This is a genomic window from Aquibaculum arenosum (genome assembly GCF_029222965.1).
Lineage (GTDB): Bacteria > Pseudomonadota > Alphaproteobacteria > Kiloniellales > DSM-21159 > Aquibaculum > Aquibaculum arenosum.
Window position 1 is genome coordinate 124,470 of the sequence record NZ_JARHUD010000003.1, and the last position, 18,438, is coordinate 142,907.

At 67.3% G+C, this 18,438-nt stretch carries 16 protein-coding genes and 1 riboswitch; of the genes, 8 read left to right on the forward strand and 8 right to left on the reverse strand.

Annotated elements, in window-relative coordinates; translation table 11 throughout:
* Positions 1-18: 18 nt before the first annotated feature.
* The 3 genes from P2G67_RS05690 to P2G67_RS05700 are packed head-to-tail and all read right to left on the reverse strand — an operon-like array spanning position 19 to position 3,044.
* On the reverse strand, positions 19-915 hold the full coding sequence (locus tag P2G67_RS05690) for a F0F1 ATP synthase subunit gamma (RefSeq protein WP_275820912.1): 897 nt from the start codon (positions 913-915) through the stop codon (positions 19-21).
* Positions 916-954: 39 nt separating this feature from the next.
* The gene (gene atpA, locus P2G67_RS05695) at positions 955-2,484 is read right to left on the reverse strand and encodes a F0F1 ATP synthase subunit alpha (RefSeq protein WP_275820914.1); all 1,530 of its coding nucleotides are present in this window, start codon (positions 2,482-2,484) and stop codon (positions 955-957) included.
* The gene (locus tag P2G67_RS05700; protein WP_275820916.1) at positions 2,484-3,044 is read right to left on the reverse strand and encodes a F0F1 ATP synthase subunit delta; all 561 of its coding nucleotides are present in this window, start codon (positions 3,042-3,044) and stop codon (positions 2,484-2,486) included. Before P2G67_RS05700 ends, atpA begins: the two co-directional genes overlap by 1 nt.
* Before the next feature lie 241 nt (positions 3,045-3,285).
* Positions 3,286-3,400: riboswitch (TPP riboswitch) on the forward strand.
* Between the two features lie 55 nt (positions 3,401-3,455).
* On the opposite strand from P2G67_RS05700, the gene P2G67_RS05705 reads away from it, so the two are divergent.
* The gene (locus P2G67_RS05705; RefSeq protein WP_275820918.1) at positions 3,456-4,415 is read left to right on the forward strand and encodes an ABC transporter substrate-binding protein; all 960 of its coding nucleotides are present in this window, start codon (positions 3,456-3,458) and stop codon (positions 4,413-4,415) included.
* 39 nt (positions 4,416-4,454) lie between these two features.
* Here the strand turns inward: P2G67_RS05705 and P2G67_RS05710 are convergent, their stop codons facing one another.
* The 4 genes from P2G67_RS05710 to P2G67_RS05725 form a co-directional block, all read right to left on the reverse strand.
* Positions 4,455-5,072: a sarcosine oxidase subunit gamma gene (locus P2G67_RS05710; RefSeq protein WP_275820921.1), complete on the reverse strand. Its 618-nt coding sequence runs from the start codon at positions 5,070-5,072 to the stop codon at positions 4,455-4,457.
* Positions 5,065-8,085: a sarcosine oxidase subunit alpha family protein gene (locus tag P2G67_RS05715; RefSeq protein ID WP_275820923.1), complete on the reverse strand. Its 3,021-nt coding sequence runs from the start codon at positions 8,083-8,085 to the stop codon at positions 5,065-5,067. The genes P2G67_RS05710 and P2G67_RS05715 overlap by 8 nt, the downstream gene beginning before the upstream one ends.
* Positions 8,086-8,164: 79 nt before the next feature.
* Positions 8,165-8,458, reverse strand: coding sequence for a sarcosine oxidase subunit delta (locus P2G67_RS05720; RefSeq protein WP_275820925.1), 294 nt, complete (start codon positions 8,456-8,458; stop codon positions 8,165-8,167).
* A gap of 10 nt (positions 8,459-8,468) precedes the next feature.
* Positions 8,469-9,722, reverse strand: a complete 1,254-nt coding sequence (locus tag P2G67_RS05725; protein ID WP_275820927.1) for a sarcosine oxidase subunit beta family protein — start codon at positions 9,720-9,722, stop codon at positions 8,469-8,471.
* A 229-nt stretch (positions 9,723-9,951) separates the two neighbouring features.
* On the opposite strand from P2G67_RS05725, the gene P2G67_RS05730 reads away from it, so the two are divergent.
* The 7 genes from P2G67_RS05730 (at position 9,952) to P2G67_RS05760 (ending at position 15,923) form a co-directional block, all read left to right on the forward strand.
* Entirely contained in the window at positions 9,952-10,947 is a 996-nt protein-coding gene (locus tag P2G67_RS05730) for a GlxA family transcriptional regulator (RefSeq protein ID WP_275820930.1), read from the forward strand.
* 72 nt (positions 10,948-11,019) lie between these two features.
* Positions 11,020-12,390, forward strand: a complete 1,371-nt coding sequence (locus P2G67_RS05735) for a murein hydrolase activator EnvC family protein (RefSeq protein WP_275820932.1) — start codon at positions 11,020-11,022, stop codon at positions 12,388-12,390.
* Positions 12,390-13,721 (forward strand): S41 family peptidase, encoded by a 1,332-nt coding sequence (locus P2G67_RS05740; protein ID WP_322099647.1) that lies wholly within the window; start codon positions 12,390-12,392, stop codon positions 13,719-13,721. Before P2G67_RS05735 ends, P2G67_RS05740 begins: the two co-directional genes overlap by 1 nt.
* Positions 13,722-13,741: 20 nt before the next feature.
* Positions 13,742-13,975: a hypothetical protein gene (locus P2G67_RS05745; RefSeq protein WP_275820934.1), complete on the forward strand. Its 234-nt coding sequence runs from the start codon at positions 13,742-13,744 to the stop codon at positions 13,973-13,975.
* A complete protein-coding gene (locus P2G67_RS05750; RefSeq protein WP_275820936.1) occupies positions 13,972-14,505 on the forward strand; it encodes an RNA pyrophosphohydrolase in 534 nt (177 codons plus the stop codon). The genes P2G67_RS05745 and P2G67_RS05750 overlap by 4 nt, the downstream gene beginning before the upstream one ends.
* 40 nt (positions 14,506-14,545) lie before the next feature.
* The gene (locus tag P2G67_RS05755; protein ID WP_275820938.1) at positions 14,546-15,562 is read left to right on the forward strand and encodes an endonuclease/exonuclease/phosphatase family protein; all 1,017 of its coding nucleotides are present in this window, start codon (positions 14,546-14,548) and stop codon (positions 15,560-15,562) included.
* 73 nt (positions 15,563-15,635) lie between these two features.
* Complete coding sequence (locus P2G67_RS05760) at positions 15,636-15,923, forward strand: ferritin family protein (RefSeq protein WP_275820940.1); 288 nt, start codon at positions 15,636-15,638, stop codon at positions 15,921-15,923.
* A 25-nt stretch (positions 15,924-15,948) separates the two neighbouring features.
* Here P2G67_RS05760 and P2G67_RS05765 read toward each other — a convergent pair whose 3' ends face one another.
* Positions 15,949-18,399: a ligase-associated DNA damage response DEXH box helicase gene (locus P2G67_RS05765; protein ID WP_275820942.1), complete on the reverse strand. Its 2,451-nt coding sequence runs from the start codon at positions 18,397-18,399 to the stop codon at positions 15,949-15,951.
* Positions 18,400-18,438 lie beyond the last annotated feature (39 nt).

Below are 18,438 nucleotides of genomic sequence, written 5' to 3' on the forward strand. Positions count from 1 at the left end.
AGCCGCGCGGCGTCGCGGTTACATGGCCTCCTTGGCGGAGACGATTTCAATGAGTTCTTTGGTGATCGCAGCCTGACGCGTGCGGTTGTACAGCAACGTCAGCTTCTTGTTCATTTCGCCTGCGTTGCGGGTCGCGTTGTCCATGGCAGTCATGCGCGCGCCCTGTTCGCCGGCGTTGTTTTCCAGCAGGGCGTTGAAGACCTGGACCGCGAGATTGCGCGGCAGCAGCTCGGCGAGGATGGTCTCCTCGTCGGGCTCGTAGTCATAGACCATGCCCTTGTTCTCGACCGCCTGCGCCTCATCGCCGGTCGCCTCGGCTTCCGGTGCGGCAAAGGGAACGAGCTGTTGGCGGGTGACGATCTGAGAAATAGCCGACTTGAACTGCGCGTAATAGAGCGTGCAGACGTCGAACTCGCCCTCGTCGTACATGGCCAACAGGCGCTGGGCGATCTCGTCGGACTTCTCGAAGCTCGGTCGCGGCTTGGAGACGTCTTCCAAGGTGTCGATGATCACATCGGCGTGACCACGACGCAGAGCATCGCGGCCCTTACGGCCGATGCAGAGCACCTTTACGGTCTTGCCCTCAGCCTTCAGCCGCTCGATGTCGCGGCGAGCTTCACGGGCGATGTTGGCATTGAAGGCACCGCAGAGGCCGCGATCGGCCGTTGCGACCACCAGCAGATGCACATCCTGCTTGCCCGTGCCGCTCAGAAGCTTTGGCCCCTGACCACCGCGGCTGCCCGAAGCCAGCGAGCCGAGCATGCGGGCCATGCGAGCCGCATAGGGCCGCGAGGCTTCCGCCTGCTCCTGGGCACGCTTGAGCTTCGCCGCGGCCACCATCTTCATGGCCGAGGTAATCTTCTGCGTCGATTTGACGCTGGCGATACGGGAGCGTAGCTCCTTGAGGCTAGCCATGTCGCTTCAACCGCGGCTGGTTCAACGAAAGGGCGAAAATCAAGCGTAGGCCTTGCCGAGGTCGGCAAGAAGGGCCTTCAGCTTTTCCTCGGCTTCGGAGGTCAGCTCCTGGCTGGTCCGAATGGATTCGAGGATCGACTGGCCCTTCTCGCGCAGCGCCGCAAGCAGCTTCTGCTCGAAGTCGGTCACCTGAGACGTCGGAATCTTGTCCAGGTAACCACGCACGCCGGCGTAGATCACGCAGACTTGCTCTTCCACCGGCAGCGGCCTGTACTGCGGCTGCTTCAGCAGCTCGGTCAGACGCTGACCGCGCTGCAGCAAGCGCTGGGTGGCCGCGTCCAGATCGGAAGCGAACTGAGCGAAAGCCTCCATCTCGCGGTACTGAGCCAGTTCCAGCTTGATGGTACCGGCGACCTTCTTCATGGCCTTAATCTGGGCCGCCGAACCGACGCGGCTAACCGAAAGGCCGACGTTCACCGCCGGGCGCACGCCCTTATAGAAGAGACCCGTCTCGAGGAAGATCTGACCGTCGGTGATCGAGATCACGTTGGTCGGAATGTAGGCCGAAACGTCGCCGGCCTGGGTCTCGATGATCGGCAGTGCCGTCAAGGAACCGGCGCCGTGCTCATCGCCCATCTTGGCGGCGCGTTCGAGCAGACGGGAGTGCAGGTAGAAGACGTCGCCCGGGAAAGCCTCACGGCCCGGCGGACGGCGCAACAGCAGCGACATCTGACGATAGGCAACCGCCTGCTTCGACAAATCGTCGTAGCAGATGACGGCGTGCATGGCGTTGTCGCGGAAATACTCACCCATGGTGCAGCCGGTGTAGGGCGCCAGGAACTGCAGCGGCGCCGGATCGGATGCGGTGGCGGCCACGACGATGGAGTACTCCATCGCCCCGGCGTCCTCCAGGGTCTTCACCAGCTTGGCAACCGAGGAACGCTTCTGACCCACGGCGACGTAGATGCAGTAGAGCTTCTTGCTCTCGTCGTCACCCTGGTTCAGCGGCTTCTGGTTGAGGAAGGTGTCGATGGCGATCGCCGTCTTACCGGTCTGGCGGTCACCGATGATCAGCTCGCGCTGGCCGCGACCAACCGGGATCAGCGAGTCGATCGCCTTGAGACCGGTCTGCATCGGCTCGTGCACCGACTTACGCGGGATGATGCCCGGGGCCTTGGTCTCGACGCGACGACGCTCGTCACTTTCGATCGGACCCTTGCCGTCAATCGGATTGCCGAGACCATCAACGACGCGGCCCAGCAGGCCTTTGCCCACTGGCACGTCGACAATGCGGCCCGTCCGCTTGACGGTGTCACCTTCCTTGATGCCTCGGTCGTCGCCGAAGATCACGATGCCGACGTTGTCGACCTCGAGGTTCAGCGCCATCCCCTGGATGTCACCGGGAAACTCGACCAGCTCGCCGGCCTGGACGTTGTCGAGGCCGTAGACACGGGCCACGCCGTCACCCACCGAAAGCACCTGGCCCACCTCGGCGACGTCCGCCTCGGCACCGAAGTTCTCGATCTGCTCCTTGAGGATCGCCGAGATTTCCGCGGCGCGGATGTCCATCATCCAACCCCTTTCATAGCGAACTGAAGTCGTTGCAACTTGGTCCTGAGCGAAGTGTCGATCATGCGGCTGCCCACCTTGACCACAAGACCGCCGAGCAGGCTCGGATCGGTCTTGAGGACGAGCTGGATCTTGCCGCCCACCGACTTCGACAGGGAATCGAGCAGGGCCTTCTCCTGCGTCTCGGACAGCGGCACAGCGGCCGTGACCTCGGCGCGCACTTCGCCGCGCCGACGCGCCAGCTCTGCCAGGAAGGCCCGAATCATGTTGGGTAGTGCGTGGAGGCGACGATTCTGCGCCACCACCATAATAAAGCGACGGGTGAGATCGGTGACCCCCGCCTTGGCCAGGACCGCATCCATGGCCTTGGCCTGCTGCTCGCGCCCATAGAGCGGGCTGCGCACCAGCCGCTGAAGATCCTCACTCTCGCTCAGCAAGGCGTCCACGCCCTTGAGGTCATCGGCGACCTTGTCCAAGGCCTGCGCCTGATCGGCGAGCTCGAACAGTGCCAGGGCATAACGCCCGGCCAGACCGCCCGTCGAGGTGTCTTCGCCTGCCAAAGCCTAATCGCTCCCCAGAAAGAAGTGAGGCATCGGCCCCATCGGCCGCGTGCCGCCTGAGAAGAACACCACCCAAAGACCGTCAGGCCAGGGAAGCATCCGCGGAAGCACGGAAAGGGACCGTCGCAGACAGGCTCCGCCCCATCCGCGCGACGGGTAGGTATCACAGGGCCTCAGGGAGTGCAAGCGGGCCTGCGCAGACTTTCGCTTGACCCCCGTGGCGGGCACAGCCTAGCTTTCCTGCGGTTCCTGGGGGTGCCCTCTCATGGTGAGGGCTGAGAGAGCGCGGTGCACGCGCAAACCCTTAGAACCTGATCCGGGTCATGCCGGCGCAGGGAATGGAACGGGCACGCGGGCCGCTCTGGTCCGCCGTCTCCCTCTTCCCCTGACAACGGCGAAGAGGAGAATGGAATGCCCATCACAGCAAAGAGTTTTGGCCGGGGACTGATCGCGCTTGCCGCCGCAGTCCTGTTGAACGGCGCGCCGGCCCGCGCGGAACCCCTGACCGTCCTGCTGGACTGGTTCGTCAACCCCGATCACGCCCCGCTGATCGTGGCCCAAGAGCGGGGCTTTTTTGCCGAGGCCGGACTGGAGGTCGAACTGATCGAGCCCGCCGATCCCAACGATCCGCCCAAGCTGGTCGCGGCGGGCCAGGCGCCGCTGGCGGTCACCTATCAGCCCATGTTGCACCTACAGGCGGAGGCGGGGCTGCCGCTGTCGCGCATCGCCACCCTGATCGCAACGCCGCTCAACAGCCTGGTCAGCCTGGCCGACGGGCCGGTGGAAACCATGTCGGACCTGAAGGGGCGGCGGGTCGGCTACTCCATCGGCGGCATGCAGGAGACACTGCTGCGCCGCATGCTGGAGAACAGCGGACTCGAACTAGACGACGTGGAGCTGATCAACGTCAACTTCGCGCTCTCCCCCGCCTTGCTGACCGGCCGGGTCGACGCGGTCATCGGCGCCTTCCGCAACTTCGAACTCAATCAGCTCGAATTGGAAGGCCAGGCCGGGCGCGCCTTCTATCCCGAGGAGCAGGGGGTGCCGGCCTATGACGAGCTGATCATCGTCGCCAACAGCGGCGCGCTGGACGACCCACGCCTTCCTGCCTTCCTCGACGCCCTGGAGCGCGGGGTGCAGTACCTGATCAATCACCCGGAGGAGAGCTGGGAGATCTTTGTCGCCTATGACGAGGGACTGGACGACGACCTGAACAGCCGCGCCTGGTGGGACACCCTGCCCCGCTTCGCCCTGCGCCCGGGCGCGGCCGACAAGGGCCGCTACGAGCGTTTTGCGCGCTTTCTGGAGGAAAGCGGGGTGGTCGAAGCCCTGCCGCCAGTGACCGACTACGTCACCGAACTGGACCGCTAGGTTCGGGAAGCCCTGACGAGCCCTGCCGCGCAGGGCTCGTCAGGCGCTCAGCACCGAGACGCCGTATTCCCGGCCGGCATCGCTCAGCCAGCGCCAGGCATAGTCGGCGAAAGAGCGGCGGACGTGGATCCGGAAGCGCGGGCTCTCGTCCAGCTTCTGCAGCGTCATGGGCGCCTTTGACAGCAGCGAGCGGGCACAGCGGCCGGCCGGGAAGCTGCGCGGATGCAGGTCGAGCGGGCAGGCCTTGGCCAAGAGGTCGGTTGCCTGCGGTCCGCTGATCTCCAGCGCAAACCAGTTGTCGCTGGTGTCCACTGCTGACGCAAACTGGCCGGCCAGTTCGTCCTCCAGGGCAACTAGCAGCGACTCGGCATCGCTGTTGCCATCGCAAAGCCACCACTCGTCCGGCCCGAGGCAGAGCAACTGCCGTCCCTCCGCCTCGCCGGTGATCGCACCAACCTCCTGCGGCAGCTTCAGGCCACTGGCTTGCTCCACTGCAGAAGCAAAGGCGCCTTCCCCGCCAGGGCCGCGCAGAGTGATCACGGTGCGGAAGGGGCGCTCAGCCAGTGCCACGCCATCATCCGCCGCGATCTCCGCGCGGGCGTGGGTGGCCAGACCCAGGTGGGACAGGGGACTTTGGCGCAGGAAGTCTTCAACCATGGAGGCGCTCTCCTGCCTTATCGAAAAATACCGGTTCGGTGATGGTGCAGGCGACGGTCCGGTCGGCCAGCGGTGCATAGAGCCGCTGGCCCATGCGCGCCTGGCCGCCCTTCACCAGCGCCAGCGCGATGGCCTTGCCGCAGTTCGGGCTCCAGTAGCTGGAGGTGACATGGCCGACCATGGGCACCGGCGGTCGGGCGGCACCGTTGCTCTCCACCAGCTGCGCCCCTTCGGGCAGGACCTCCCGCCCATCCTCGGTCTCGATGCCCACGAGTTGCTTGCGATCGGGCTTCTGCATGTCCGGGCGGAACAGCGAGCGGCGGCCCAGAAAGTCCGGCTTCTTCTTGGAGACGATCCAGTTCATGCCCAGGTCCAGCGGCGTCACCGAGCCGTCGGTCTCCTGGCCGACGATGATGAAGCCCTTCTCCGCGCGCAGCACATGCATGGCCTCGGTGCCATAGGGCGTGATGGCGTACTTGGCGCCGGCGCGGATCAAGGTCTCCCAGACCGCAAGCCCATAGCGGGCCGGAACGTTGATCTCGAAGGACATCTCGCCGGTGAAGGAAATGCGGAAGACCCGCGCCTTCACGCCGGCCACCCGGCCTTCGGCGAAGCTCATGTGCGGGAAGGTCTCCGAATCGAGTTTGAGATCGCTCACCTCGCCCAGCAGGGCCTTCGCCTTGGGGCCTGAGATGGTCATGGTCGCCCACTGTTCCGTGACCGAGGTCAGATAGACCTTCATCTCCGGCCATTCGGTCTGGAGCCACTCCTCCAGCCAGTCGAGGACGTTGGCCGCCCCGCCGGTGGTCGTGGTCATCAGGAAGCGGTCCTCGGCCAGGCGCGAGGTCACGCCGTCGTCGAAGACCATGCCGTCTTCCTTGAGCATCAACCCATAGCGACAGCGCCCGACCTTCAGGGTGGAGAACATGTTGGTGTAGACCAGATCCAGGAAGCGCGCCGCATCGGGCCCGCGCACCTCGATCTTGCCCAGGGTGGTGGCGTCGAGGATGCCCAGCGAGTCGCGCGTGGCCTTCACTTCCCGGGCCACGGCGGTGTGCATGTCCTCGCCCGGGCGCGGATAGTACCAGGCACGCTTCCACTGCCCCACGTCCTCGAAGGCCGCGCCCTGGGCCTGGTGCCAGCCGTGCATCGGCGTGGTGCGCTCGGGATCGAGCAGCCCGTCCACGTCGCGCCCGGCAAAGGCGCCGAAGGTGACTGCCGTGTAGGGTGGACGGAAGGTGGTCACGCCCACCTCGGGCACCGGCTTGCCCAGATGCTCCGCCACGATGCCGATGGCATTGACGTTTGAAGTTTTGCCCTGGTCGGTGGCCATGCCGGTGGTGGTGTAGCGCTTGACGTGCTCGATGGAGCGATAGCCTTCACGCAGGGCCAGAAGCAGGTCGGACGCCGCCACGTCGTGCTGTTGATCGACAAAGTGCTTGCCGCCCTGGCCCACCGGCTGAATCGAGGGGACAAGGTAGATTTCCCGCAAGGGAAGGAAGTCCCCCTCCCCGCCTGCGCGCGGCGCCTGTCGCTCGCTGCCGCTGCCGGCAAAGCCGGCGGCTTCGGCTGCCTGCAGGCCCGCAGCATGGGCCTCGCGCAAAGCCTCACCCAGCGCGAAGGTGCCGTTCGCCCCACCGACGACCGCCTGGTTGCGCTGCATGGAGCGAGCCGGGCGGAAACAGGCAAGCTGCTCGTCCCACTCCAGGCTGCCCTTCGACTGGCAGAAGAGGTGAACCGTGGGGTTCCACCCGCCTGAGACGGCGAGCAGGTCGCATTCGATTGGCTCGCCACCGCCGAAGACCCGGCGGCCCTCCCCGTCCATCGGCGCGACGAAGGCCTTGCGCAGACGCAGGTGCCCCTGGGTGCCCGTCACGGCATGGCCGCTGCGAATCGGGATGCCTTCGTCGCGCGCCTGTGCGCTCAAGGGACCTTCGGCCGCCAGACGCAGATCAATGACCGCGGCCAGGTCCACGCCGGCGTTCTTGAGATCCAGAGCTGCGCGATAGCCGCTGTCGTTGTTGGTGAGCACCAGGGCGCGCCCACCGGGCTTCACGCCCCAGCGGCGCAGATAGGCCGAGGCCGCAGAGGCCAGCATGATCCCCGGTCGGTCGTTGTCGCGGAAGACCGGCGGGCGCTCGATGGCGCCACTGGCCAGCACCACCTGCGCCGCACGCACCTTCCACATGCGCTGGCGCGGCAGATGCTGCGGGCGGGAATAGGGCGCGTAGTGGTCGGTGACCTTCTCCAGGACACCCAGGAAATTATGATCGTAATAGGCAAAGCAGGTGCTGCGGGTCAGCACCCGCACTTCCGGCAGCGACTCCAGTTCCGCGCGCGCCGCCTCGACCCATTCCGCGGCCGGCTGGCCGTCGATCTCGCTGTCCGGCGACGAAAGCAGGTGGCCACCCAAGGTCGAATCCTGCTCCACCAGCAGAACCCGGGCGCCGCGGCGCCCGGCAGCCAGCGCAGCAGCCAGCCCGGCGGGACCACCCCCGACCACCAGAAGATCGCAGTGGGCGTAGGTTTTGTCATAGCGGTCCGGGTCGGGCAGGCGTGGCGCGCGCCCCAGGCCAGCAGCGTGGCGAATCGGCCCCTCGAAGAGCTTCCAATTCGGCCACATGAAGGTCTTGTAGTAGAAGCCCGAGGGCAGGAAGCGGCTTGCCAGGCTTGCCGTCTCGTTGAGATCGAACTCCAGCGACGGCCAGCAGTGCTGCGGCATGGCGGTCAGGCCGTCGAACAGCTCCACCTGGGTCGCGCGCTGGTTCGGATCGGTGCGCGGATCCTCGCCGAGCTGCACCAAGGCATTGGGCTCCTCGGCACCGGCGGAAAAAATGCCGCGCGGCCGGTGATACTTGAAGCTGCGCCCGACGAGATGCACGCCATTGGCCAGCAGCGCCGAGGCCAGGGTATCGCCCGGATGGCCTTCATAACTGCGGCCGTCGAAGCTGAAGCGCAGGCTCTTGCTGCGATCGATCACACCGCCTTCCGGCAAACGGAAACTCTGGGCCATCGCACACTGGGTCCTTGAACTTTAGGTGGGCCTCGACGGGGCCAATTGACGGGGCAAGGCGCGTCTCGACGCCGAGCTGTTAAGGGTAGCGCCGCTCCGGCAAGTCCGGCGGCTCCGCCCCCATGGGATAAACGGTCAGGATTTCGTAAGTGACAGTGTCACGCGCGACATTGAACCAGCGCCGACAGCCATGGGCGTGCATCCAGCGCTCCCGGATCAGGCCCTTGGGGTTGTCGCGCAGGAAGACGTAGTCGGCCCACTCGGCATCGCTGAGCGCAGCCGGATCGAGGGGCCGGGCGATGTGGGCTTCGCCGCCGTAGGAGAACTCGGTCTCGCTCCGGGGGCCGCAGTGGGGGCAGTCGATCAGCAGCATGGGTGCTTCCTCAGTGCGCAACGGCCGCAGCGCCGTGCTCGTCGATCAGGTAGCCGGTGCGGTAGCGGTCGAGTGTGAAGGGGGCGTTGAGGGGGTGCGGCTCGTTGCGCGCTACGGTGTGGGCGAAGGCCCAGCCCGAGCCTGGCGTGGCCTTGAAGCCACCGGTGCCCCAGCCACAGTTGATGTAGATCCCCTCCACCGGGGTCTTGGAAATGATCGGACTGGCATCGGGGCAGACATCCACGATGCCGCCCCACTGCCGCATCATGCGCATGCGCCGGAAGATCGGGAACATCTCGCAGATGGCGGCCACCGTCTCCTCGGTGACCGGCTGGCTGCCGCGCTGCCCGTAGCCCACATACTTGTCGACACCAGCGCCAATGACCAACTCGCCCTTGTCGGACTGACTGATGTAGGCGTGGACCGCGCCGGACATGACCACGCAGTTGATGGCCGGCTTTACCGGCTCGCTCACCAGCGCCTGCAGCGGCACCGACTGCACCGGCAGGCGGAACCCCGCCATTTCGGCCAGCAGGGAGGAATGACCGGCGACAACGATGCCAAGCTTGTTGGTCTCGATGTAGCCGCGCGCGGTCTCCACACCCTGGACCTTGCCGTCGGCGACGCGAATGCCCTGAACCGGGCATTCCTGAATGATGTCGACACCCAGCGCATCGGCCGCTCGGGCATAGCCCCAGGCCACGGCGTCATGCCGGGCGGTGCCCCCGCGACGCTGCAGCGAGGCGCCCAGCACCGGGTAGCGCCCGCCGGCGCGCAGATCGATGGCCGGACAGAAATCCTTGACCTGCTGCGCATCGAGCACCTCGCCGTCGATGCCGTTCAGCCGGTTGGCATTCACGCGGCGCTGGATTTCCCGCAAGTCATGCAGGTTGTGCGCCAGGTTGAGCACGCCGCGCTGGCTGAACATGACGTTGTAGTTCAGCTCCCGACTCAAGCCCTCCCAGAGCTTCATGGCCTGCTCGTAGAGCGCGGCCGATTCGTCCCAGAGATAGTTGGAGCGCACGATCGTCGTGTTGCGTCCGGTGTTGCCGCCACCAAGCCAGCCGCGCTCCAGCACCGCGATGTTGGTCATGCCGTGTTGCTTGGCCAGATAGTAAGCCGTGGCCAGGCCATGGCCGCCGCCGCCGATGATCACCGCATCATAGCGCGGCTTCGGCGTCGGCGAACGCCATGCCTCCTGCCAATTCTCATGGCGACTGAAGGCATTACGAGCCAGTGAGAAGATCGAATAGCGCTTGTTCATGCCTGTTGCCGCACCCTCTGACCAGCCTGTTGTCCCGCAACGTCCAATCCCAGTTTCCGGCTGTATGGTGTCAGCGGCAACCCGACGATGCAACGCGGCCTTAAACCACCTCTTCAGGCGCATGGCAGCTCTTCCCCTCCCGCCGACAAGTTTCCATTTCGCGACATGCGTGCTTGTGCCACATTTCCCCTCCAGTCGTGTCGGCCAAGAGCCCGTCATAGAGGCATGCATGCTGGGTAATCTTCCCAAAGAGTTTCCGCAGGTCATCGGCTTCGTGCTGCTGCCGCGTTTTTCGATGATCGCGTTCGGCTCGGCCGTGGAAGCTCTGCGCCAGGCCAACCGGATCAGCGGCCGCGAGCTCTATCGCTGGCCGATCTTTTCGGTGGACGGGCAACCGGTGACCGCTTCGAACGGGCTCACCTTCACGCCCGAAGGCGACCTCGACACCGCCGGCAGGCTCCAGACCATCGCCCTGTGCGGCGGGGTGGAGGTGCAGAAGGCCGCGGACCGTCGCCTGATTTCCTGGCTGCGCCGCATGGATCGTCAGGGCTGCGACATCGGCGGAATCTGCACCGCGGCCTATGTGCTGGCCAAGGCCGGGCTGCTCGACGATGTGGCCTGCACGATCCATTGGGAGAACCTCGCCTCCTTCGTCGAGGAGTTCCCGGAGCTGGATGTCAGCAACGAGCTGTTCGAGGTCGAGCGCAAACGTTTCACCTGCGCCGGCGGGACGGCACCGCTGGACATGATGCTTAACGTCATCACCCAGCAGCACGGCCACGAACTGGCGGCTGCCGTGGCCGAGCAGTTCATGCATGAGCGCATACGCGACCAGCACGATCACCAGCGCATGAGCCTGCCGGCCCGCCTGGGGGTGCGCCACCCCAAGCTGCTCTCCGTCATCGCTACCATGGAGAAGAACCTGGAGGAGCCGCTGTCCCGGGCCCAGCTCGCCCGCGAGGCCGGGCTATCCACCCGCCAGCTCGAGCGGCTCTTCCGCAAATATCTCAATCGCTCGCCGGCGCGCTATTACCTGGAGCTTCGGCTGAACCGGGCGCGCCTGCTTCTGCTGCAGACCAACCTCTCCGTCATCGACGTGGCCCTGGCCTGCGGTTTCGTCTCCGCCTCGCACTTCTCGAAGTGCTACCGCGATTTCTTCGGCCGCACTCCGCGCAAGGAGCGCGGCCTGCCCGGCGAAGGCAACGACCTGCGCAAGGTCGGATAGCGCCCGCAGGCTTTGGCGTCGTGCGGTCGCTGCTCCCTCGACAGCACCCATTACCTCTCTATGCTGCAGCCGATGCTGTTTCGTGTCGTGCTGCTGATCGGCCTTGCGCTGGCGCCGCCCGTCCTCGCCGCCGATGCGCAGGATGAGGGGGCGGCGCGCGCGCAGCTCGAACGCCTGGAGCAGCAGCTCGAAGCCGACCGGCAGGAGGCCGAAGCCCTCACCGCAGCCGCCGAAGCGCTGCGCGCCGAGATCGAGAGCCTGCGCAGCGAGAGCCGCGCCCTTGCCGAATCCATCCAGGCCCTGGAAGCCGATACGACCCTGGGGGAGCTGGGGTCGGCCGTTCACCGCGTTGCCGAACTGCGCAGCCGCGAAGCGCTCGAAGTGGAACAGGCGCGCCTCGTGGGCAGCCTGGCTGCGCTGCAGCGCCTGGGACGCCTGCCGCCGGAAGCGGCGCTCGGCGCGCCCGGTGATCCCCTGGATGCGCTCAGGGCGGCGCGCCTGCTGGGCGGCGCGGTGCCGACCCTGGAGCGGCGCGCCAAGCGCTTCGCCGAACTGCACAGCCGCTACGCCAGAGCCCGGGCCCAGGCGCTTGCCGAACGCGAACGCCTGCAGGAGCAGGCAGCGCGGCTGGAGCAGGAGCGGGCGGAGTTGGCACGCGTGACCGAACGCCGCCAGGCGGTCCTCGGCGAGACATCCGAAGCCCGCTCCCAGGCCGAGGCCGCCCTGGAGGCACGCCTGGCCGAAGCCGACGACCTGCGCCAGCTCCTGGAAGCCCTGGAGGCCGAGGCGGAGCGGGAAAGACAGCAGCGCGAGGCGGAAGCTCGGCGCGCCGCCGAGGCTGCGGCCCGGGCCCAGGCCCTGCGCGAAGAGGCAGCGCGCGAGGCGGAACGGGCGCGCCAGGACGCCTCGCGCCGGGCCGAAGCCGAGGCGGCTGCAGCCGCCGCCGCAGCGGCCCAAGCCGATGCCCGGGCGCAGCAGGAGGCGGCAGCCCCCTTGCGCGAGGAGCGCCCCGCCGAGGCCCGCTCATTCCCCGAGCAGAGCAGCGCCATCCTGCAGATGCCGGCCCAGGGCCGCATCGCCCTGCGCTTCGGCGAGGAGGACCGCGCCCGTGGCGGAAGCCGGACCGAAGGCCTGGTCATCGAAGCACGTCCGGGGGCACAGGTGGTGGCCCCCTTCGATGGTCGGATTGCCTATGCGGGGCGCTTTCGTCGCTATGGGCTGATCTTGATCATAGAACACGACGGGCGATATCATTCGCTCCTCGCGGGGCTGGGCCGACTGGCAGCAACCAAGGGCCAATGGGTGCTCGCTGGCGAACCCGTGGGGTCGATGGCCGAGGACGGCGAGCGCGAAAGCGAACTCTATCTGGAACTGCGGCGTGGCGGGCAACCAGTGGATCCCCTACCCTGGCTGGCACTGTCCAGCGATAAGGCGCGAGGCTGATGCTTAGGATCAAACAGACGACCACGGCGGTGGCGAGCCTGCTGCTGCTCCTCATGGCGATGACCCCCTTGCAGGCGAGCGCGCAGGAGGCGGACACCTACCGGCAGCTCAAGCTCTTCGGAGAGGTCTTCGAACGGGTGCGCGCCGACTTCGTGGAAGAAGTCAGCGACCAGGAACTGATCGAGGCCGCCGTGCGCGGCATGCTCAACCACCTGGACCCCCACTCCGGCTATCTCGACCCCGACAGTTTCCGGGAGATGCGCACCCAGACTCGTGGCGAGTTTGGCGGCCTGGGCATCGAGGTGACCATGGAGAACGGCGTGGTGAAAGTGGTCTCGCCCATCGACGACACGCCGGCCTACCGGGCCGGCGTCGAGGCGGGCGACTTCATCACCCACATCGACGGCGAACAGGTGATGGGCCTCACGCTCAGCGAGGCTGTGGACCGCATGCGTGGACCGGTGGACAGCCCCATCACCGTTACCATCCGCCGCGGCGAGCAGGAGCCCTTCGACCTGGAAATCGTCCGGGACATCATCAAGGTGCAGTCGGTGCGCAGCCGCGTCGAAGGCAACATCGGCTACCTGCGCGTCACCTCCTTCAGCGAGCAGACCACCCCCGGCCTGGAAGAGGCCGTGGCGGAGATCGAAGCCGAGCTGGGCGACGACCTGCAGGGCTATGTGCTCGACCTGCGCAACAACCCCGGCGGCCTGCTGGAACAGGCGATCAGCGTGACCGACCTCTTCCTTGATCGCGGCGAGATCGTCTCCACCCGCGGCCGACACGATGAGGATTCTCAGCGCTGGAACGCCACCGCCGGCGATGACATCGAGGGGCTGCCGATGGTGGTGCTGATCAACAGCGGCTCGGCCTCCGCCTCGGAGATCGTGGCCGGTGCCCTGCAGGACCACCGCCGGGCCATCGTCATGGGCACCACCTCCTTCGGCAAGGGATCGGTGCAGACCGTGATCCCGCTGGGCGCCGAGGGCGCCATGCGCCTGACCACCGCGCGCTACTACACGCCCTCGGGCCGCTCGATCCAGGCCATGGGCATCGAGCCCGACATCCTTGTCGAGCAGGCGACCGTGACCACGCCAGAACAGCAGCGCCAGCGTCGGGAAGCCGATCTGCGCCGCCATCTGGACGGGGAGGAAGCGCCGGAAACACCTGCGGCGCCGGAAGACGAGGAGGCTGTGCCCGAAGTCATCCTTCCGGAGCCTGAGGCCGACGGCGATGAGGAAGCGGCGGAGATCATTGAGGACTATCAGCTCGCCCGTGCTCTCGACCTCCTGCGCGGCCTGGCGTTGTTCAACGGCCGCATCGTCAACTGAACCCGGCGGAGCGGCGGCCAGTGTTGCGGATCCTCCTCTGTATGGCGGTCGTGGCCGGTCTGGTCTGGCTGGGCGTGAGCCTGGTTCAGAGTCCGGGCGAGACCGGACGCACGGCCTCGCTTTACGTCGGCCCCCTGCCCGACCGGGAACAGGGGGAGCCGCGCCTGGCCGGATGGCAGAGCGTGCCAATTCCGGGCCCGGACGAGCAGTCCGATGCCACAAACAGCGCCACCAACGATGAGGAGCGCCCATGAGCGACACGGCCTACGACCCCCACGCCCACGGAACGCTGAGCGAAGCGGAGATCGCGCTCCTGCCGTATCGCCGCGGGGTCGGCGTCATGCTGCTCAACCGTGAGAATAGGGTGTTCGTGGCCCAGCGCCTGGACATGAAAACCGAGGCCTGGCAGATGCCCCAGGGCGGCATCGACCCTGGGGAGGATCCGCTCAAGGCTGCCTTCCGCGAGATGAAGGAGGAGATCGGCACCGACCGGGCCGAAATCCTGGCCTGCAGCGAATGGATCACCTACGACCTGCCCCATGATCTGGTACCGAAGCTCTGGAAGGGACGCTATCGCGGCCAAGAGCAGAAGTGGTTCGCCATGCGCTACCGGGGCGAGGACGCCGAGATCGACATCAACGGGCCCGAGCCCGAGTTTTCCGCTTGGCGCTGGGCGGCATTCGAGGACCTGCCCGACCTGATCGTCCCCTTCAAGCGGCCGCTCTACCACCGCCTGCTCGAAATCTTCCGGCCGGTCGTGCAGGACAGCAACTCAAGCCCCTAGACCTGCACAGGCCGGGCGGCGGAGCGCGGAAAGGACCGTGATGGCCGAAGGCCGGCTGCGCATCGCCACTTTCAATCTGGAGAACCTGGGCGTGGCCGCGGAGGGGCGCGGCGCACTGGATCAAAGATTGCCGCTGCTGCGCGCGCAACTGCAGCGCCTGCGCGCCGACGTGCTCTGCCTGCAGGAGGTGGACGCGCAGCGACCGCCCCCAGAAAGCACGTCCCGCAGCACGCCCCCCAGTAAGCCCCGGAGTCGGCAGCTCGAGGCGTTGCAAAGCCTGCTGGCTGAAAGCGGCTACGCCGGCTTCGACCATGCGGTGTCCCTGGACCGCAGCGGCAAGCGCCCGGCGGACAAGCACAACCTAGTCGTGCTGTCGCGCTGGCCGCTGATCTCCTGGGAAAGCCTGCACCATCGCCTGGTGCCGCCGCCGCGCCTGCAGTACGCCACGGCCCTGCCGCCCTCGGCCGAGGCCAGCCCCGTCACCTGGGATCGGCCGCTGCTGCGGGCCAGCCTGCGCCTGCCCGATGGGCCACTGCTCCACATCGTCAACCTGCACCTGCGCGCGCCCCTGGCCGCGCCGGTGCCGGGCCAGCGGCGGCGCGGCGGCGGCTGGCAGAGCCTGGGTGGCTGGGCGGAAGGCTTTTACCTGGCCAGCCTGAAGCGCAGCGGCCAGGCCCTTGAAGCACGCCTTCTGGTGGAGGAGCTCCTGGCGCTCGACAACGAAGCGCTGGTGCTGGTGGCGGGCGACATGAACGCCGGGGAGAATGAACCTCCTTTGCGCATTTTGCGCGGTGCCGCGGCAGATGTGGAGACGCCCGACCTGGCCGGAGGTGAGCTCACGCCGCTCACGCGCAGCCTGTCACAGGACCGGCGTTATTCGGTGCTGCACGATGGTCGGGCGGCGCTCTACGACCACCTGCTGGCCAGCGCGAGCCTCACGGCCCGCTTCCGGCATTGCGAGATCCACAACGAGGCCTTGCACGACGAAGGGGCCCTGCCGCCGGGCAGCCCACAGTCTTTCCACGCTCCCTTGGTGGCTGAGTTCGCACTGGCCTGATCCCCCGGTCCGCGGTTATCGTGACCCCGGCCCGATCGGGCTGCGAAGGATTCTACCAAGGAGAGATCGAAGCATGGCCAGTGACCAGCTCCACGCCCCGCGCGAGCGTCTGTCGAAGAAAACCCTGATGCGTCATCACGCCATCGTGTCCCTGATGGAAGAGCTCGAGGCGGTCGACTGGTATCAGCAGCGCGCCGACGATTGCGAGGACGAGGCCCTGAAGGCGATCTTGCTGCACAACATGCGCGAAGAGATCGAGCATGCCTGCATGGCCCTAGAGTGGCTGCGTCGCAACGACGAGACCTTCGAGAAGTACCTGCGAGAGTTTCTCTTCACCGAGGGTGACATCGTCGACCACTGATTTCCTCGGGTTATTTCTCAGGCCATCACAGCGGCAGGCTGCCCTGCTCCACCCCGCTGGTGGCCTCTGCGATCAGGTCGGCCGCCGCCTCGTCGAGCAGTTCGTCGATGGCGGCGCCGGCCACCTGCTCACGGCCGATCTCGAGCAGCACCGGCACCGCCAGCGGCGAGACCCGGTCGAGGCGGCGATGTTCGATGCGTCCCTGGACCCGGGCCAGCATGTCCGACAGGCGGCCAATGTCGGTGAGGCCGCCGGCGGCATCGGCGCGGGTGGCGCGCAGCAGCACGTGATCGGGCTCGTGCCGGCGCAGCACGTCGTAGATCAGGTCGGAGCTGAAGGTGACCTGGCGCGCGTTGCGCTCGGCGCCCGGCACCCGGCGCTCGATCAGCCCAGCGATCACCGCCACATTGCGGAAGGTGCGGCGCAGCAGCGACGATTCGGCCATCCATTCCTCCAGATCGTCACCCAGCATGTCCTGATCGAAGAGCTCAACCACATCCTCGGCCGGGCGCAGGGACCAGATGGCGATCACATAGTCGGTGGCGACGAAACCCAACGGGCCATAGCCTTTGCGCTCCATGCGCCGGGTCAGCAGCATGCCCAGGGTCTGGTGCGCGTTGCGTCCCTCGAAGCAGTAGGCCACCAGGAAATGCTTGCCGGCGCGCGGAAAGCTCTCGACCAGCAGCCCCTCGCGGGTCGGCAGGCTCGAGCGCCAGCGCTGGATGGCCAGCCATTCCTGCACGGCCGCGGGCAGGTTCGACCAGTCCTCCCGGCTGGCGAGCAGCCCGCGCACCCGCTCGGCCAGGTGGGTGGAGAGTGGCAGGCGGCCGCCCATGTAGGCGGGAACCTGGGGATTGCCGCTGCCGCCGCGGCTCACCTCCACCGTAGTTTCCCGAATACGCTCGAAGCGCAGCAGCTGGCCGGCGAAGATGAAGCTGTCGCCAGGGCGCAACCCTTGCGCAAAATTCTCCTCCACCTCTCCCAGACTGCGCCGCGCACCCTTGAAGCGCACCTTGAGTGTGGGCGTGTCCACGATCACACCCAGGTTAAAACGATAGCGGCGGACGTGGGCGGGGCCGCTCACCCGCCAGCGTCCCTTGGCGTCGAGGTTCAGGCGCCGGAAGCGTTCATAGCTGCGCAGGGCATAGCCGCCGCTGGCGACGAACTGCAGCACCGCCTCGAAGTCCGCGCGTGACAGGCCGGCATAGGGCGCCGCCGTCGTGACCTCCCGATAGAGCGCATCGGCCTCGAAGGGGGCGGCGCAGGCCATGCCCAGGATGTGCTGGGCCAGAACGTCCAGGCCGCCAGGGCGCAGCGTCTCGCCATCCAGGCTCCCGGCTCTCACCGCCTCGACGGCCGCGCGGCACTCCAGCACCTCAAAGCGATTGCCCGGCACCAGCAGCGCCCGACTGGGACGGTCCAGGCGATGATTGGCGCGTCCCAGGCGCTGCAGCAGGCGCGCCGCTCCCTTCGGCGCCCCCATCTGCACCACCAGATCCACCGCGCCCCAGTCGATGCCGAGATCAAGCGACGAGGTGGCGACAACCGCGCGCAGCTTGCCGGCCGCCATGGCCGCTTCCACCTTGCGGCGCTGCTCCACCGCCAGGCTGCCGTGGTGCAGCCCGATGGGCAGTGCCTCTTCATTCAGGCGCCAGAGTTCGCGGAAGACCAGTTCCGCCTGGGCGCGGGTGTTGACGAACACCAGCGTGGTGCCGGCTTGGCAGAGCCGGCGGTAGACCTCTGGCAGGGCATGCAGCGCCATGTGCCCCGACCAGGGCAGGCGCTCGCGGGTGGTGAGGGTCTCGATCTGCGGCTCCAGCCCGGCACTGCCGCGCACCAGCGCCAGCGCATCGCCCCGGCCGCCGGGCGCCAGCCAGTTTCGCAGCGCCTCTTCGTCGGCCACGGTGGCGGACAGCCCGACCCGGCGCAGGCCCGGCGCCAGTTGCTGCAACCGCGCCAGGCCCAGCGCCAAGAGCTCGCCGCGCTTGTTGGGGGCCAGGGCATGAATCTCATCCAGGATCACGGTGCGCAGGCCTCCGAAGATCCGCGGGGCATCGGGATAGGAGAGAAGCAGCGCCAGGGATTCCGGTGTGGTCAGCAGGATCTGCGGCGGGCGCTCGCGCTGGCGCCGCCGCTTGCCCTCCGGCGTGTCGCCGCTGCGGGTTTCGATGGCGAGTTCCAGGCCCATTTCCCGGGCCGGGGCGGTGAGATTGCGCGCCACGTCCACGCCGAGCGCCTTGAGCGGCGAGACATAGAGGCTATGCAGTCCCTCGGCCGGTCGCTCCGCCAACTCGACCAGGCTGGGCAGGAACCCGGCCAGCGTCTTGCCGCCGCCGGTGGGCGCAATCAGCAGCGCCGACTGCCCGTCGCGCGCGCGTGCCAGCAGCTCAAGCTGGTGGCGATGCGGCTGCCAGCCGCGCTGCTGGAACCAGGCGGTAAAGGTGAGGGGGAGAAGTGATGAGTCTGAGGCGCTCACGGCCCGCAGAATAGGCCTCTGCGCCAAGCGGCGCAAAGA

Excerpts from the sequence above, each read along its gene's own strand:
- P2G67_RS05720 (WP_275820925.1), bottom strand. The coding sequence starts at position 8,458 with ATGCTGCTGATCGACTGCCCCCACTGCGGCCCCCGGAGCGAGACCGAG.
- P2G67_RS05730 (WP_275820930.1), top strand. The coding sequence starts at position 9,952 with ATGCTGGGTAATCTTCCCAAAGAGTTTCCGCAGGTCATCGGCTTCGTG.
- P2G67_RS05705 (WP_275820918.1), top strand. The coding sequence starts at position 3,456 with ATGCCCATCACAGCAAAGAGTTTTGGCCGGGGACTGATCGCGCTTGCC.
- P2G67_RS05690 (WP_275820912.1), bottom strand. The coding sequence starts at position 915 with ATGGCTAGCCTCAAGGAGCTACGCTCCCGTATCGCCAGCGTCAAATCG.
- P2G67_RS05710 (WP_275820921.1), bottom strand. The coding sequence starts at position 5,072 with ATGGTTGAAGACTTCCTGCGCCAAAGTCCCCTGTCCCACCTGGGTCTG.
- P2G67_RS05715 (WP_275820923.1), bottom strand. The coding sequence starts at position 8,085 with ATGGCCCAGAGTTTCCGTTTGCCGGAAGGCGGTGTGATCGATCGCAGC.
- P2G67_RS05755 (WP_275820938.1), top strand. The coding sequence starts at position 14,546 with ATGGCCGAAGGCCGGCTGCGCATCGCCACTTTCAATCTGGAGAACCTG.
- P2G67_RS05735 (WP_275820932.1), top strand. The coding sequence starts at position 11,020 with ATGCTGTTTCGTGTCGTGCTGCTGATCGGCCTTGCGCTGGCGCCGCCC.
- P2G67_RS05725 (WP_275820927.1), bottom strand. The coding sequence starts at position 9,722 with ATGAACAAGCGCTATTCGATCTTCTCACTGGCTCGTAATGCCTTCAGT.
- P2G67_RS05760 (WP_275820940.1), top strand. The coding sequence starts at position 15,636 with ATGGCCAGTGACCAGCTCCACGCCCCGCGCGAGCGTCTGTCGAAGAAA.
- P2G67_RS05750 (WP_275820936.1), top strand. The coding sequence starts at position 13,972 with ATGAGCGACACGGCCTACGACCCCCACGCCCACGGAACGCTGAGCGAA.
- P2G67_RS05740 (WP_322099647.1), top strand. The coding sequence starts at position 12,390 with ATGCTTAGGATCAAACAGACGACCACGGCGGTGGCGAGCCTGCTGCTG.
- atpA (WP_275820914.1), bottom strand. The coding sequence starts at position 2,484 with ATGGACATCCGCGCCGCGGAAATCTCGGCGATCCTCAAGGAGCAGATC.